Origin of the sequence: Burkholderia stabilis, assembly GCF_001742165.1 — a bacterium.
Lineage (GTDB): Bacteria > Pseudomonadota > Gammaproteobacteria > Burkholderiales > Burkholderiaceae > Burkholderia > Burkholderia stabilis.
This window is the reverse complement of sequence record NZ_CP016442.1, coordinates 1,333,812-1,349,189: the sequence shown is the minus strand read 5'-3', so window position 1 is coordinate 1,349,189 and position 15,378 is coordinate 1,333,812. Positions and strand designations below refer to the sequence as shown.

The window sequence follows — 15,378 nt, the reverse complement described above, 5'->3', positions numbered from 1 at the left end:
CAGGTTTCATCCGTGGTACCGGTGTCCCGTCCCGCAGGCGCCACCCGCACGACGCAGGTGGTGATCGTCGCATTGCCGCCCGTGTCGATGTCGGGCGTGGGTCCGATCGTCGATGCGCTGAATCTGGCGAACGAGATCGACGGCCGGCTGCTGTATCGCTGGCAGGTATGTTCGTGGGACGGGCGGCCCGTGCCGCTCGCGGGCGGCGCGCAATGGCATGCCGATGCCGCCTTCAACGATGCGATCGCGTGCGACTGGCTGATCGTCGTGACCGAGCGATTCCAGCAGTTCGCCGACTATCGGCTGTTTCTCGCGAGTCTCGCGCGGGTCGGGCAGCGTACGCCGCTCGTGACCGGCATTCATCACGGCGTGTGGTGGCTTGCGATGGCCGGGCAGCTTTCCGGTTATCGCGTGAGCGTGAACTGGGAAACGTATCAGCAGTTCGCCGAGCAGTTCGAGCGGTCGATCGTCACGCAGCAGATCTTCGAGATCGATCGGGATCGCGCGACCTGCGCGGGCGGGCAGGCGACCGTCGATTTCATGCTGGCCATGATTGGCCGGGAACATGGGCCCGAGCTGGGGGAGCGCATTGCCGATGCGCTCGGCGCGGGGACCTTGCGCAGTGGCGAGGAGCGGCAGCGGATTCCTTTCGTGACCGCGCCCGGTGAGCGGCATCCCCGGTTGAACGATGCGTTGCAGTTGATGGAAGCCAATGTCGAAGATCCTTTGACCACTGACGAGATCGCCGGGTTGGTCGGCGTTTCGCGCCGGCAACTGGAGCGGCTCTTTCGGCAGTATCTCGGGGCAATGCCCTCGAAGTATTACCTCAATCTCCGGTTGCTCAAGGCAAGGACGCAGTTGCAGCGGACTAGCAAGTCCGTCGTGCAGGTTAGTCTCGCCTGTGGGTTTTCTTCTGCTGCGCATTTTTCTAATGCGTATCGCGAACGGTTTGGTGTTACGCCTCGGGAGGATCGGCGGGCGTGGCTCGAAAAACAGACAGGTGGGGAACCCCGCGGGGGCGCGTTGGTGGAGAGGGGGGGAAGGATTGATGGGTGGTTCGTCTGCTTTTTTCGTGAAGTACCTGTGATCTTTTCGGTCTATTAGTGTCGCCCCTGCGCGGGGCGGCGGTTACTTTTCTTTGTCTTGCCAAAGAAAAGTAACCAAAAGAAAGGCGCTCGGAAAACGCATGACTTCCCGGTGCCGTGGCCACCAAAGTGGCCCTCGCCTAAGTGTCCGCGCCAGGCCAGAACCCGGAGTGGCTCGAGCAATGGTTCTGACACCACTCACCACCCAACAGAGCGGTATACCGCTCATCAGCTCCGTCCTCGCTTCGCTCGGCCGACAGGGACACCCCCTCCAGCACCGCCAATGGGATAGCCCCAAAAATCCAATACGTGAGTGATCCCAACGAAAAAGGATGCAGCCGACCAACGACGTAACAGTAGCCAACACAACGTTGTTGAATAGGCGGCGAAGCAAGTGGCTGGACAGCATGGCATGAATCGCAGAATGCCTGCGCGCGATGTTCCGGGCAGGAGCAGAACGGCCCGCAGTCCGACCTGAAGTACCTTGCAGCCGAGCGTAGCGAGGATGGAGCTGATGAGCGGTATACCGCTCTGTTGGGTGGTGAGTGGTGTCAGAACCATTGCTCGAACCACTCCGGGTTCTGGCCTGGCGCGGACACTTAGGCGAGGGCCACTTTGGTGGCCATGGCACCGGGAAGTCATGCGTTTTCCGAGCGCCTTTCTTTTGGTTACTTTTCTTTGGCAAGACAAAGAAAAGTGACCGCTGCCCCGCGCAGGGGCGACGCTAATAGACCGAAAAGATCACAGGTGCTTCACGAAAAAAGCAGACGAACCACCCAACAAAGCAAACCCCCCAAAAAAAACCGAACCAGAACCCACCCCCACCGGGCAGGCAAAATAGCGAAAGAGAAAAGGCCCTTCCGATAGAACCCGTCGCAATTCCGCAAGACGCTTGCGTCACCCTTACCTAAACTTGATCCTGTTGAACCCTCTTACGAAACCGAAAGGAACGACCATGACGACCTCGACCGTGAACCGCCAGACATTCGACGAAGTGATGGTGCCGGTATTTTCCCCCGCGCCGTTCGTGCCGGATCGCGCAGAGGGCTCCCGCGTGTGGGACACGGCCGGCCGCGAGTACGTGGATTTCGCGTGCGGTATCGCGGTGACGTCGCTCGGCCACGGCCACCCGGAACTGCTGAAAGTCCTGGACGAACAAAGCCGCAAGCTCTGGCACATCGGCAACGGCTACACGAACGAGCCGGTGCTGCGTCTCGCGAAGCGCCTCGAATCGCTGACCTTCGCCGACCGCGCATTCTTCGCGAACTCGGGCGCGGAAGCGAACGAAGCGGCACTGAAGCTCGCTCGCCGCGTCGCGTTCGATCGCCACGGCGCCGATAAAGCCGAAATCATCTCGTTCGTGCAGTCGTTCCACGGCCGCACGTTCTTCACGGTCAGCGTCGGCGGCCAGCCGAAGTACTCGGAAGGCTTCGGCCCCGTGCCGGCCGGCATCAAGCACCTGCCGTACAACGACATCGAAGCCGCCAAGGCCGCGATCGGCCCGCAAACCTGCGCGGTGATCGTCGAGCCCGTACAGGGCGAGGGCGGCGTGATCCCGGCCGATCCGGCCTTCCTGAAGGCACTGCGCGAAGCGTGCGATGCAAACAATGCACTGCTGATCTTTGACGAAGTGCAAACGGGCGTCGGCCGCACGGGCCAGTTCTACGCATACATGGACACGGGCGTCACGCCGGACATCCTGACGACCGCGAAGGCACTCGGCAACGGCTTCCCGATCGGCGCGATGCTGACGACGAACGAACTGGCCGCGCACTTCAAGGTCGGCGTGCACGGCACGACGTACGGCGGCAACCCGCTCGCGTCGGCGATCGCGGACAAGGTCGTCGAACTGATCGGCGACCCGGCACTGCTTGAAGGCGTGCGCGAACGCAGCGTGCGCCTGAAAGGCGCGCTCGAACGCATCAATGCGCGCTTCGGCATCTTCAAGGACGTGCGCGGCAAGGGCCTGCTCGTCGGCGCTGAACTCACCGCCGCATTCGACGGTCGCGCGAAGGACTTCGTCAACGCGGCAGCCGAGAACGGCCTCATCATGCTGATCGCCGGCCCGAACGTGCTGCGCTTCGTCCCGTCGCTGGTGATCCCGTTCGACCTGCTCGACGAAGGCATGAAGCGCTTCGAGAAGGCGGTCGAACAGGTGCTCGCCGCACAGGAAGCCACCGCGCGCTGATCGGCGCCTCCATCGCAGACAGGAACGACGATGCTATTTGTTCGCCCCGGCAAACTCACGGATCTCGATGCGCTCGCGCACATGGCGCGCACGGCGCAGCCGGTCCTGCACTCGCTGCCGCACGACCGCGCGGCGCTCGAAGCGCGCGTGGCGCTCTCCGAGGATTCGTTTCGCGCGGACGTCGATTTCGCCGGCGAGGAGTTCTACCTCTTCGTGCTCGAGGATTCGTCGACGGGCAAGCTGCTCGGCACGGCGAGCATCGTGGCCGCGGCCGGCTACTCGGAACCGTTCTACGCGTTCCGCAACGACGCGCTGATCCACGCGTCGCGCGAGCTGCACGTGAACCGCAAGATCCACGCGCTCACGATGTCGCACGAGCTGACGGGCAAGAGCCGGCTCGCCGGCTTCTACGTCGATCCGTCGCTGCGCGGCGACGCGGCCGCGCACCTGATCTCGCGCGCGCGGATGATGTACATCGCCGCGAACCGCCGCCGCTTCACGCCCGAAGTGTTCACGCTGCTGCTCGGCGTGAGCGACGGCAACGGCGCGTCGCCGTTCTGGGAAGCGGTGGGCCGCAAGTTCTTCGGCCGCGATTTCACCGACGTCGACATCGCGTCGGGCGGCCGCAGCCGCACGTTCATCGCGGAAGTGATGCCGGCGTATCCGCTCTACGTGCCGCTGCTGCCGGAAGCCGCGCAGCGCGTGCTCGGCGAGCCGAACGAGACGGCGCTGCTCGCGTACGACATCCATCTCGAGGAAGGTTTCGAGCCCGACCGCTTCGTCGACATCTTCGACGCGGGCCCGGTGCTGACCGCACAGGTCGATCGCACCGCGTGCGTGAAGCACGGCACGGAGCGCGTCGTGCGCGAGGCGGCGCACCAGCAGGGCGACGTCGCATACATGGTATCGACGGGCAGCGGCGAATCGTTCCGCTGCGTGCTGGCCGACCTGCCGGGCGAGACGGGCGACGCGCCGCTGGCCGGCGACGTGCGCGCGGCGCTCGATGTGAAGGATGGCGATGTCGTGCGCTGCGTGCCGCTGCACCGCCGCGACGATGAAGATTTGAAGGGAGACGCAGCATGATCGTCGTTCGGGTCGTACAAACGGGCGACGTCGACGCGCTCGTGTCGCTCGCGAAGGAAACCGGGCCGGGCCTGACCACGTTCAAGCCCGACCGCGACGCGCTCGCCGCGCGTATCGAGCGCTCGCGCCGCACGCTGGACGGCCAGGCCGCGCCGGGCGAAGCCGGCTACTTCTTCGTGATGGAAGAATCGACGACGGGCGACATCGCGGGCGTATGCGGGATCGAGACGCAGGTCGGGCTCGAACAGCCGTTCTACAACTATCGCGTGAGCACGGTCGTGCACGCGAGCCAGGAGCTCGGCGTGTGGACGCGGATGTCCGCGCTGAACATCTCGCACGACCTGACGGGCTACGCGGAAGTGTGCTCGCTGTTCCTGAGCCCGCGCTATCGCACGGGCGGCGTCGGCGGCCTGCTGTCGCGCTCGCGCTTCATGTTCATCGCGCAGTTCCGCGAACGCTTTCCGGAACGCATCTGCGCGGAACTGCGCGGCCACTTCGACGAAGACGGCACGTCGCCGTTCTGGCGCGCGGTCGGTTCGCACTTCTACCAGATCGATTTCAACGCGGCCGACTATCTCAGCTCGCACGGCCGCAAGTCGTTCCTCGCGGAACTGATGCCGCGCTATCCGGTGTACGTCGACCTGCTGCCGCAGGACGCGCAGGACGCGGTCGGCCTCACGCACCGCGACACGCTGCCGGCCCGCAAGATGCTGGAAGCGGAAGGGCTGCGCTACCAGAACCACGTCGACATCTTCGACGCGGGCCCGGTGCTCGAATGCCACGTGAACGATCTGCGCACGGTGCGCGAGAGCGTCGTCGTGCCGGTCGCGATCGGCGTGCCCGATGCGCGGGACGACGCACCCAAATCGCTCGTGTCGAACACGTCGCTCGGCGACTTCCGCGTCGGCGTCGCGCCGGGCGTCGTCGCGAACGGCTCGTTCGTGCTGTCGGCCGCCGATGCCGCCGCGCTCGACGTGAAGGCCGGCGATCCGGTCCGCGTGCTGCCGCTCAAAGTCAAACAGGGATAAACGAATCATGACGGAACTCTTCATCGACGGCGCCTGGGTCGCAGGCTCGGGCCCCGTGTTCGCTTCGCGCAACCCGGGCACCGACGAAATCGCATGGCAGGGCGCGAGCGCGTCGGCGGCCGACGTCGACCGCGCGGTCGCGAGCGCGCGCCGCGCGTTCGCCGGCTGGTCGGCGCTCGACTTCGAATCGCGCTGCGCGATCGTCAAGCGTTTCGCGGCGTTGCTCAACGAACGCAAGGAAGCGATCGCGGCCGCGATCGGCCGCGAGACGGGCAAGCCGCTGTGGGAAGCGCGCACCGAAGTGGCGTCGATGGCCGCGAAGGTCGGCATCTCGATCCAGGCATACCAGGAACGCACGGGCGAGAAGCGCCAGGACATGGCCGACGGCGTCGCGGTGCTGCGTCATCGCCCGCATGGCGTCGTCGCGGTGTTCGGCCCGTACAACTTCCCCGGCCACTTGCCGAACGGCCATATCGTGCCGGCGCTGATCGCCGGCAATGCGGTCGTGTTCAAGCCGTCGGAACTCGCACCGGGCGTCGCGCGCGCGACGGTCGAAGTGTGGAAGGAAGCCGGGCTGCCGGACGGCGTGCTGAACCTCGTGCAGGGCGAGAAGGATACCGGCATCGCGCTGGCGAACCATCGGCAGATCGACGGGCTGTTCTTCACCGGCAGCTCGGACACCGGCACGCTGCTGCACAAGCAGTTCGGCGGCCGTCCGGAAATCGTGCTCGCGCTCGAGATGGGCGGCAACAACCCGCTCGTGATCGGCGAAGTCGAGGATATCGACGCGGCCGTCCATCACACGATCCAGTCGGCGTTCCTGTCGGCCGGCCAGCGCTGCACGTGCGCGCGCCGCATCTTCGTGCCGCAGGGCGCGTTCGGCGACCGCTTCCTCGCGCGCTTCGCCGACGTCACGTCGAAGATCACGGCCGACGTGTTCGATGCCGATCCGCAGCCGTTCATGGGCGCGGTGATTTCGGCGCGCGCGGCCGCGAAACTCGTCGACGCGCAATCGCGCCTGATCGAGCAGGGCGCGAAGCCGATCGTCGCGATGACGCAGCGCGACCCGCGCCTCGGGTTCGTGAATGCGGCGATCGTCGACGTGACGGGCGTGGCGAACCTGCCCGATGAAGAGCATTTCGGCCCGCTCGCGCAGATCGTGCGCTACGCGACGTTCGACGAAGCGATCGAGCGCGCCAACGACACGGCGTTCGGCCTGTCCGCCGGCCTGCTCGCCGATGACGCGCGCGCATGGGAGCACTTCCGCCGTACGATCCGCGCCGGGATCGTCAACTGGAACCGCCCGACCAACGGCGCATCGTCCGCCGCGCCGTTCGGCGGCACGGGCCGCTCGGGCAACCATCGCCCGAGCGCGTACTACGCGGCCGACTATTGCGCGTATCCGATGGCGTCGGTGGAAAGCACGCAACTGACCTTGCCCGCGAGCCTGTCGCCGGGCCTGCATTTCTGATCGAGGGAACGACGATGAACGCACAAGAAGCCAATTTCGACGGGCTCGTCGGCCCGACCCACAACTACGCCGGGCTGTCGTTCGGCAACGTGGCGTCGCTCAACAACGAGAAGTCGGCCGCGAACCCGAAGGCCGCCGCGAAGCAGGGGCTGCGCAAGATGAAGCAGCTCGCGGATCTCGGTTTCGCACAAGGCGTGCTGCCGCCGCAGGAGCGGCCGTCGCTGCGCCTGCTGCGCGAACTCGGCTTCTCGGGCAAGGACGCGGACGTGATCGCGAAAGCCGCGAAACAGGCGCCCGAACTGCTCGCCGCGGCGAGCTCGGCATCGGCGATGTGGACCGCGAACGCGGCCACCGTCAGCCCGTCGGCCGACACGAGCGACGGCCGCGTGCACTTCACGCCGGCAAACCTGTGCAGCAAGCTGCATCGCGCGATCGAGCACGAAGCGACGCGCCGCACGTTGTCGACGCTGTTCGCCGATCCCGCGCACTTCGCGGTGCACGAAGCGCTGACGGGCACGCCGGCGCTCGGCGACGAAGGCGCGGCGAACCACACGCGCTTTTGCGCCGAATACGGCAAGCCGGGCATCGAGTTCTTCGTGTACGGCCGCGCGGAATACCGCCGCGGCCCCGAGCCGAAGCGCTTCCCGGCACGCCAGACCTTCGAGGCGAGCCGCGCGGTCGCGCATCGCCACGGGCTCGCCGCAGAGGCGACGGTCTACGCGCAGCAGGACCCGGACGTGATCGACGCGGGCGTGTTCCACAACGACGTGATCTCGGTCGGCAACCGCGACACGCTGTTCACGCACGAGCGCGCGTTCGTCAACAAGCAGGCGACCTACGACACGCTGACCGCCGCGCTCGACGCACGCGGCGCGCGCCTGAACGTGATCGAGGTGCCCGAGGCAGCCGTGAGCGTGAACGACGCGGTGACGTCGTATCTGTTCAACAGCCAGCTGCTGTCGCGCGCGGACGGCTCGCAGGTGCTCGTCGTGCCGCAGGAATGCCGCGAGAACGCGAACGTCGCGGCCTATCTCGACCAGCTCGCGGCCGGCAACGGCCCGATTCACGACGTGCTCGTGTTCGACCTGCGCGAAAGCATGAAGAATGGCGGCGGCCCGGCCTGCCTGCGCCTGCGCGTCGTGTTGAACGACACGGAGCGCGCGGCGGTCACGTCGAACGTGTGGATCAACGACACGCTGTTCGCGTCGCTCGACGCATGGATCGACAAGCACTACCGCGATCGCCTCGCACCGGAAGACCTCGCCGATCCGGCGTTGCTCGACGAATCGCGCACGGCGCTCGACGCGCTCACGCAGATCCTGCGAGTCGGTTCGCTGTATGACTTCCAGCGCTGAGGTCTCGATGTCCGCCGCGCCGCTCGACGATTTTCTCGCGTTCACGCTGGCCGGCGGCGCGCCGGCCGTGACGGACGGCGCCTGCGCGGGCGGCGCGGTGCGCTGGCAATGGCTCGGCGACGGGCTGCTCGCGCTCGAACCGGCTGCGGCCGCCTCTGCTGCCTCTGTTGCCGATCTGCCGCGCGCGAGCGTGCTCGTGTCGGCCGGCGTGCACGGCGACGAGACGGCGCCGATCGAACTGCTGTCGATGCTCGTGCGTGATCTCGCGTCGGGCGCGCTGCCGCTCGCGTGCCGGCTGCTCGTCGTGCTCGGCAACGTGCCGGCGATGCGTGCCGGCGAACGTTATCTCGACGACGACCTGAACCGCCTGTTCAGCGGCCGTCATGCGCAGACGCCCGCGAGCCGCGAAGCGCCGCGCGCGGCCCAGCTCGAGGCGGCTGCTGCCGCGTTCTTCGCGGCTGCGCCGGCCGGCGGCGCGCGCTGGCACATCGACATGCATACGGCGATCCGCGCATCGGTGTTCGAGCAGTTCGCGCTGCTGCCGCACACGGGCACGCCGCCGACGCGCACGATGGTCGAATGGCTCGGCGATGCGCGCATCGCGGCCGTGCTGCTGCACACCGCGAAGGGCAACACGTATTCGCATTTCACGGCCGAGCACTGCGGTGCGCTCGCGTGCACGCTCGAACTCGGCAAGGTGCGGCCGTTCGGCCAGAACGACCTCGCGCGCTTCGCGCCGGCCGACTGCGCGGTGCGCAGGCTCGTATCGGGCGCATCGCCCGATGTCGATGCACGGGACGGCCAGCCGTCGTTGCCGCGCGTCTTCACGGTGATCGACCAGATCACGAAGCAGAGCGACGCGCTTGAACTGTTCGTCGCGGCCGACGTCGCGAACTTCACCGCGTTCGCGCGCGGCACGGTGCTCGCGCAGGACGGCGACTATCGCTACACGGTGACGCACGACGAGGAGCGGATCGTGTTTCCGAACCCGACCGTGAAGCCGGGCCTGCGCGCGGGCCTGCTCGTCATCGATACGACGCGCGAGACGATCGCGGCGCTCGTCTGACCGATCGGTACGGCCGCGATGAAGCGCGGCCTGCCTTGCGTATTTGCGACATCGTCTTGCAAGTTCGGCGGCCGGCATGAGCGGCGTCGTGCGCGCACTGCAGCATCGCGCGCCGGCAGCCGCTTTGCCATATCGGGCCGCGCGGATTGGTACAATCGCGGCCTTGCGGCTGTTGCGCCGCATCACGGCGCGGCATCGGCATTGCCGGTGTCATCTGGCCCTGCAATGATGCATGCGCCCGTAGTTCCGGAACATTCGAGTATCGAGGAGAGCACCTGATGAAGTTGGACTGGCGTAAAGTGGCCGCGCACGCGGTGGTGGCGGCATCGGCCGTGGCGGCAGGCAGCGCGTTTGCCGCGGATCTGAAAGAGATCCGCTTCGGCGTCGAGGCGTCGTACGCACCGTTCGAATACAAGACGCCCGACGGCAAGCTGACCGGCTTCGACATCGACATCGGCAACGCGGTGTGCGCGAAGCTGAAGACGAAGTGCGTGTGGGTCGAGAACGACTTCGACGGCCTGATCCCCGCGCTGCAGGCGCGCAAGTTCGATGCGATCAACTCGGACATGACGATCACCGACCAGCGCAAGCACGCGATCGCGTTCACCGATCCGATCTACACGATTCCGAACCAGCTGATCGCGAAGACGGGCAGCGGCCTGCTGCCGACCCCGCAATCGCTGAAGGGCAAGCGCGTCGGCGTGCTGCAGGGCACGATCCAGGAAGCGTACGCGAAGAAGAAGTGGGCGCCGGCCGGTGTTGAAGTCGTGCCGTACCAGACGCAGGATCTGGCGTATGCCGACCTGAAGTCGGGCCGTCTCGACGCGACGTTCCAGGATTCGGAAGCCGGTTCGAAGGGCTTCCTGTCGAAGCCGCAAGGCCAGGGCTTCGCGTTCGCGGGCGGCACCGTCAGCGATACCGAAATCCTCGGCTCGGGCGTCGGCTTCGGCCTGCGCAAGAACGACGCGGCACTGAAGACCGCGCTCGATCAGGCGCTGAAGGAGCTGAAGGCCGACGGCACGATCGACAACCTCGCGAAGAAGTACTTCAGCGTGCCCGTGACGCTCAAGTAAGCGTTGCGTTCTACCGCACGATGCAGCCGGCCGCTTATGCGGCCGGTTTGCTTTTGAGGACCGGAATCGGCAGAGGCGGGCCGGCCGGCGGCCGTGTCAGGCGGGGAAGAAGCGGCCCAGTTCGCGCGCGAGCTCGTTGAGCACGCTCATCTCCTGCTGCGTGATCTTGCGCGCGGGCTGCGCGCCGGCCCAGTCGCCGTAGAGCAGCGCGACGGTCGTCGTGCCGACGCGCACGGGCAGCAGCACGAACGCGCGCGTGTCGTCGAACGCGTCGAGATACCACGCGGGCAGCCGCTTGAGCATCTTCGGTTCCTGCGCCTGCTCGATGAAGATGCCGACCGAGTTCGTGATCGCGAGGTGGAACACGTCAGGCTCGAAACGCTCGTCGAAGCGCAGCCGGTCGAGCGCCGCATCGACGCCCGTGCCGAAGCCGAGGCGGGCGGCGAACATGCCGTCGTCGTGGCGCACGAACATCACGGTGCGCGTGAAGGCGAGGCCGGCCAGCAGGCTTTCCGACGCGAGCGCGAGCACCGGCGTCAGCACGTGCTCGGACGGCAGCGCGCGCAGGTCGGCGAGGCCGGCTTCGAGGCAGGCCTCGGGCTCGGCCTGCGCGCGCGCGATCGCATCGGCGTTCGCGCGCAGCTCGACGATCTCGCGCATCACGGTGTCGCTCGCTTCCTCGCGCGCGAGCCGGTCGGCGATCTCGACGAGCGCGTCGGAGTCCATCTCGAGTTCCGTGCCGTAGTGCTGCGCGAGCGTCGCGATGCGCGCATCGCGTTGCGGGCTCGCGGGCATCACGAGCGCGCTGGCCACATCGGTCGAGCAACGGCTCACCGCGCGCAGCCAGCGTACGCGGTCGTCCGGGTCGTCGTCGGCCGGATGGCCCGCGTTGCGGTCGTCGTCGTATTCGTCGTCGAACGCGTCGGCGCGGGCTGCGTGGTCGGTGTCGGCCATGCCCGCGCGGATCACGTCGGGCAGCCGCCAGCGCGTCGCGGCCTCGAGCCCGATCTCGTCGAAGCCGACGCCGAGCACGTCGGTGCAGGCGGCCGTTTCGTCGCCGTTCAGCTCGGCCGCGCGCCGGCGGATGCGGTCCCATTCGCTGTCGAGATAGCAGACCACGAGCAGCTTGCCGACCTGGCGCATCAGCGTGCAGACGACGGCTTCCTCGCCGGCGCGCAGTTCGGCGTGCTCGGTGAGCTTGCGCGCGACGCAGCCGGACAGGAGCGCGCGGTTCAGTTCGAGCTTCGCGTCGATGCGCCGCGGCGTGCTGTGGTGGAAATGGTCGACGAGCTTCAGCCCGACGACGAGATGGCCGACCGCGTCCATGCCGAGCACCATCAATGCGCGGGTGACGGTCGTGATGTTGCCGCCGAACGCCATGTACATCGCGGAGTTCGCGAGACGCAGCACTTTCTGCGTGAGCGCGAAATCGGACAGCACGACGCGCACGAGTGCGGTGAAGTCGAGGTCGTCGTTCTTCATCGCGGCCATCGTCGCGCGCAGCGATTCCGACAGCAGCGGGAAGTCGCCCCGTTCGCTCATCCGCGCCCACAGCTTGTCGAGCAATGCGGTGCGGGGCAGGTGTTCGGTGATTGACATACGGATCTGTCCGATTCGCCGCGCGCGTCAGGCGGCGGCGTGCAGGTGCAGTTGGTGTGCCTCGAAGCGCCGCGCGAGTTCCTCGGACGGTAGCGCCTGGCAGACGAGCCAGCCCTGGATATGATTGCAGCCCATCTCGGTCAGCAGCGCGCGCTGCGCCTCGGTCTCGACGCCTTCGGCGACGAGTTCGAGATCGAGCGTCTGCGCGAGACCGACCACGGCCGACACGATCGCGCGGTCGTTGCGCGACGTCAGCAGGTTCTCGACGAAGCTGCGGTCGATCTTCAGCTTCGCGAGCGGGAAGCGCTGCAGATACGCGAGGCTCGAATAGCCGGTGCCGAAATCGTCGATTGCGAAGCGGATGCCGAGGTCGGTCAGCTCCTCGAGCAAGACCTTGGCATGCGCGGGATCGTGCATCAGCAGGCTTTCGGTTATTTCGAGCACGATGCGGCGCGGGTCGATGCCCGTCAGCGCGATCGCCTCTCGCACGCTCTGCGTGAAGCGCGGGTCGCGGAACTGCTGCGGCGACACGTTGACCGCCACGTACTGCAGCGCGAGCCCCTGGCGGTCCCACGCGACGAGCTGCATGCACGCGGCCTTGAGCACCCAGTTGCCGAGGTAGTTGATCAGGCCGATCGATTCGGCGAGCGGAATGAAGGTGGCCGGCGGCACGAGGCCGTGCACCGGATGGCGCCAGCGGATCAGCGCCTCGACGCCGACCACCGCGCCCGACTGGCTGCGCGTGATCGGCTGGAAATGGAGCGAAAACTCGCCGTTGCGCACGCCGTCGTACAGGTCGGCTTCGAGCTTGAGCCGCTCGGCATCGGCCGGATCGTCGACGGGCGCGTGGAACGCGAGCGCGTTGCCGCCCGACGACTTCGCCTGCGCGAGCGCGTGGTCCGCGCGGCGCAGCAGCGGGCTGTGGTGCTGCGCGCGGTGGGGCGCGGCACGTTCGTCCGGATACAGCGCGATGCCGATACTCGCGGACAGGTGCACGGTCTGCCCCTGGTACACGTAGGGCTGGCGTACCGCAGCCTGCAGCCGGCGTGCCAGCGCGTCGGCGGTGTTGCTCGCCTGCGTGCGGTCCGGCGCGCCGAGCACGACCGCGAACTTGTCGCTCGCGACGCGCGCGAGCCGTTCGTTCGGCGTGACGAGCGCCTTCAGCCGCTGCGCGGTCTCGCGCAGCAGCGTGTCGCCCGCGTCGTAACCGAGCGCGCGGTTGATCCGCTGGTAGTCGTCGAGGTCGAGCAGCAGCAGCGCCGCGCAGGTGCCGTCCTCGTCGGCGGTCTGCTGCGCGCGCATCAGCGCCGGCACGAGCGCGGACAGGTTGTCGAGCCCGGTCATCGGGTCGTGGTGCATTTCATACGTGAGGCGCGCCTCGAGCGCGCGCCACGACGACACGTCGAACGCCGCGATCGCGAAGCCGTCGACGCCGTGGTGGCGGCTCTTGAACGCACGGATCTCGACGTCCAGCGGGTAGGTCAGCGACTTGACGATGCACATCGTCGCCTTCTCGACCTGGCCGGAACGTGCGGCGCGCGCAAGCAGGCCTTCGAGCGCCGGGGTATCCTGTTCGGCGATCAGGTCGCGCAACGTCAGCGTGTGCAGGTAGTCGCGGTGGTAGCCGATGAAGCGCAGGCTCGCGTCGGACACGTACAGAAAGCGCAGCTCGCGGTCGACATGGGCGAGGAAGTCCACCGTGCCGACCGTCTGTTCCAGCCAGTTGCGCACGGAGTCGTCGCGGCGCGGCGCGCCGGCGCGCGCGGGCATCAGCGCGCCGCCCGACCAGGCGAAGCGGCGCAGCGTATGCAAGGCGCTGCGCCAGGAGCCCTTGCGTGACGTCTGTTTCCTGTTGGCTTCCATGTTTCTCGCTGACGTGAAGGGCTGGAACCGGTTGTCCGGAAGGAATAACGGCAGACTGTGCGGAATCTTTAACGGACCGGCCTCGGATGGCGCTGCCGCCGGGCCGGATCATGCGCGGGCGTTCGACAGGCGAACGTCGACGTGGCCTACATCGAGGCTGACTTTATAAGAAATGAGGACGCAGATGAAGCGAAAACTGTTGGTGGGCGCCGTGGCGGCGCTGGTGGCCGGCCATGCGCTGATGGCGCAGGCGGAACTGAAGCCGGGCGCCGCGGCACCCGATTTCACGACGCAGGCGTCGCTGGGCGGCAAGACTTACACGTACTCGCTGGCCGACGCGCTGAAGCAGGGGCCGGTCGTGCTGTATTTCTACCCGGCCGCGTTCACGAAGGGCTGCACGATCGAGGCGCACGCGTTCGCGGATGCGGTCGATCGTTACAAGGCTTACGGCGCGACGGTGATCGGCGTATCGGCAGATAATATCGACACGCTGACGAAGTTCTCGGTGAGCGAGTGCCGCAGCAAGTTCCCGGTCGCGGCCGACCCGGACGCGAAGATCATCCGCGAATACGACGCGAAGCTGCCGGCGCTCGACCGCGCGAACCGCGTGTCGTACGTGATTTCGCCGGAAGGGAAGATTCTCTACGAGTACACGAGCCTGTCGCCGGACAAGCACGTCGAGAACACGCTTGCCGCCGTGAAGGCGTGGGCCGACGCGCATCCGAAGCAGTAAGCGGCCGCCGCGCGGCAAGACGGCCGGCGTGGCTGGCCTTGCCGCGGGCAGCGGAAAACGCGCCGCCGCACGGCGGCGCGTGCCGTGCGACTACGCGCGCAAGGCCTGTTCGATCGGCACGCTGCCGCCGACGAAGCCGACGATCTTGCGCGAAATGCCGAGCTTGATCGCCTCGATCGCAGCCCACGCCACGTCCTGGCGCGACACGGGCGGCGCGGGATCGAGCCAGGCGTCGGTCAGCGCGATCTTGCCGACGCCCGGGCCGTCGGCGAGCGGGCCGGGGCGCAGGATCACGTAGTCGACGCCCGATGCGATCACGCGCTCGTCGCCTTCGCGCTTCATCTGCGAATAGTGGCGCAGCGCGTCGGGGCCTTGCTCGGGGCGGTACGCGGACAGCGAGCTGATCACCACGAGCTTCTGCGCGTTGTAGGCAAGCGTGTATTCGGCCGCACGGGCGACCGCGTCGCGGTCGACCTGTTCCTCTTCGGCCGCGCCTTCCGATTCGGCCGAGCCGGCCGTGTAGATCACGTGCGTGATGCCCTGGAAGGCGTGCGAAAAATCGTTCGTCAGATCGGCCTCGACGACCCGCGCGCCCGCCAGCGCATAGCCGTGCCGGCGCACGAGCGCCGTGACTTCGAACTCCGGCTGCTTGAGCAGCAGATCCGCGCAGGCCTGGCCGGTGCGGCCGGTCGCGCCAATCAGCAGTACCTTCGTCGTCATGAAACCGCTCCTTGCTCGATGCGTCATCCTTCCAGATAGGGACGGACGACTGATAACTCAAGTGTAATGTCGATTTGGCCCGATGGCGGGCGGGTAATAAGGGGCGCACCGGCG

12 protein-coding genes are annotated in these 15,378 nt (G+C 67.2%); 9 read left to right on the top strand and 3 right to left on the bottom strand.

Going from position 1 to position 15,378, the window contains the following annotated elements:
• Positions 1-12 precede the first annotated feature (12 nt).
• From BBJ41_RS06200 to BBJ41_RS06165, 8 genes are all read left to right on the top strand, one after another.
• The gene (locus BBJ41_RS06200; protein WP_069745780.1) at positions 13-1,104 is read left to right on the top strand and encodes a GlxA family transcriptional regulator; all 1,092 of its coding nucleotides are present in this window, start codon (positions 13-15) and stop codon (positions 1,102-1,104) included.
• Positions 1,105-2,040: 936 nt separating this feature from the next.
• Entirely contained in the window at positions 2,041-3,273 is a 1,233-nt protein-coding gene (locus tag BBJ41_RS06195) for an aspartate aminotransferase family protein (RefSeq protein WP_069745779.1), read from the top strand.
• Between the two features lie 30 nt (positions 3,274-3,303).
• On the top strand, positions 3,304-4,356 hold the full coding sequence (gene aruF, locus BBJ41_RS06190) for an arginine/ornithine succinyltransferase subunit alpha (protein WP_069745778.1): 1,053 nt from the start codon (positions 3,304-3,306) through the stop codon (positions 4,354-4,356).
• A complete protein-coding gene (gene astA / locus BBJ41_RS06185) occupies positions 4,353-5,384 on the top strand; it encodes an arginine N-succinyltransferase (protein WP_069745777.1) in 1,032 nt (343 codons plus the stop codon). Before aruF ends, astA begins: the two co-directional genes overlap by 4 nt.
• 7 nt (positions 5,385-5,391) lie before the next feature.
• Positions 5,392-6,855 (top strand): succinylglutamate-semialdehyde dehydrogenase, encoded by a 1,464-nt coding sequence (astD, locus tag BBJ41_RS06180; protein ID WP_069745776.1) that lies wholly within the window; start codon positions 5,392-5,394, stop codon positions 6,853-6,855.
• Positions 6,856-6,869: 14 nt separating this feature from the next.
• Entirely contained in the window at positions 6,870-8,210 is a 1,341-nt protein-coding gene (astB, locus tag BBJ41_RS06175) for an N-succinylarginine dihydrolase (protein WP_069745775.1), read from the top strand.
• Positions 8,194-9,276, top strand: a complete 1,083-nt coding sequence (astE, locus tag BBJ41_RS06170) for a succinylglutamate desuccinylase (RefSeq protein WP_069745774.1) — start codon at positions 8,194-8,196, stop codon at positions 9,274-9,276. Before astB ends, astE begins: the two co-directional genes overlap by 17 nt.
• Before the next feature lie 278 nt (positions 9,277-9,554).
• Complete coding sequence (locus tag BBJ41_RS06165; RefSeq protein ID WP_069745773.1) at positions 9,555-10,349, top strand: ABC transporter substrate-binding protein; 795 nt, start codon at positions 9,555-9,557, stop codon at positions 10,347-10,349.
• 96 nt (positions 10,350-10,445) lie between these two features.
• Here the strand turns inward: BBJ41_RS06165 and BBJ41_RS06160 are convergent, their stop codons facing one another.
• Together BBJ41_RS06160 and cdpA are read right to left on the bottom strand one after the other, a co-directional pair.
• A complete protein-coding gene (locus BBJ41_RS06160) occupies positions 10,446-11,948 on the bottom strand; it encodes an HDOD domain-containing protein (RefSeq protein ID WP_069745772.1) in 1,503 nt (500 codons plus the stop codon).
• Between the two features lie 27 nt (positions 11,949-11,975).
• Positions 11,976-13,718 carry a cyclic di-GMP phosphodiesterase CdpA gene (gene cdpA, locus BBJ41_RS06155; RefSeq protein ID WP_197680896.1) on the bottom strand — a complete coding sequence of 581 codons (1,743 nt, stop codon included), beginning with the start codon at positions 13,716-13,718 and terminating at the stop codon, positions 11,976-11,978.
• Between the two features lie 277 nt (positions 13,719-13,995).
• Here cdpA and BBJ41_RS06150 point away from each other — a divergent pair, with 277 nt between their 5' ends.
• Positions 13,996-14,544 carry a peroxiredoxin gene (locus BBJ41_RS06150; RefSeq protein WP_069745770.1) on the top strand — a complete coding sequence of 183 codons (549 nt, stop codon included), beginning with the start codon at positions 13,996-13,998 and terminating at the stop codon, positions 14,542-14,544.
• 90 nt (positions 14,545-14,634) lie between these two features.
• Here BBJ41_RS06150 and BBJ41_RS06145 read toward each other — a convergent pair whose 3' ends face one another.
• The gene (locus BBJ41_RS06145; RefSeq protein ID WP_069745769.1) at positions 14,635-15,264 is read right to left on the bottom strand and encodes an NAD(P)H-binding protein; all 630 of its coding nucleotides are present in this window, start codon (positions 15,262-15,264) and stop codon (positions 14,635-14,637) included.
• Between the last annotated feature and the right edge of the window lie 114 nt (positions 15,265-15,378).

What these genes read in the sequence shown, in the direction of transcription:
- BBJ41_RS06195 (WP_069745779.1), top strand. Translation starts at nt 2,041, where the DNA reads ATGACGACCTCGACCGTGAACCGCCAGACATTCGACGAAGTGATGGTG.
- astA (WP_069745777.1), top strand. Translation starts at nt 4,353, where the DNA reads ATGATCGTCGTTCGGGTCGTACAAACGGGCGACGTCGACGCGCTCGTG.
- aruF (WP_069745778.1), top strand. Translation starts at nt 3,304, where the DNA reads ATGCTATTTGTTCGCCCCGGCAAACTCACGGATCTCGATGCGCTCGCG.
- cdpA (WP_197680896.1), bottom strand. Translation starts at nt 13,718, where the DNA reads ATGCCCGCGCGCGCCGGCGCGCCGCGCCGCGACGACTCCGTGCGCAAC.
- BBJ41_RS06145 (WP_069745769.1), bottom strand. Translation starts at nt 15,264, where the DNA reads ATGACGACGAAGGTACTGCTGATTGGCGCGACCGGCCGCACCGGCCAG.
- astD (WP_069745776.1), top strand. Translation starts at nt 5,392, where the DNA reads ATGACGGAACTCTTCATCGACGGCGCCTGGGTCGCAGGCTCGGGCCCC.
- BBJ41_RS06150 (WP_069745770.1), top strand. Translation starts at nt 13,996, where the DNA reads ATGAAGCGAAAACTGTTGGTGGGCGCCGTGGCGGCGCTGGTGGCCGGC.
- BBJ41_RS06160 (WP_069745772.1), bottom strand. Translation starts at nt 11,948, where the DNA reads ATGTCAATCACCGAACACCTGCCCCGCACCGCATTGCTCGACAAGCTG.
- astE (WP_069745774.1), top strand. Translation starts at nt 8,194, where the DNA reads ATGACTTCCAGCGCTGAGGTCTCGATGTCCGCCGCGCCGCTCGACGAT.
- astB (WP_069745775.1), top strand. Translation starts at nt 6,870, where the DNA reads ATGAACGCACAAGAAGCCAATTTCGACGGGCTCGTCGGCCCGACCCAC.
- BBJ41_RS06165 (WP_069745773.1), top strand. Translation starts at nt 9,555, where the DNA reads ATGAAGTTGGACTGGCGTAAAGTGGCCGCGCACGCGGTGGTGGCGGCA.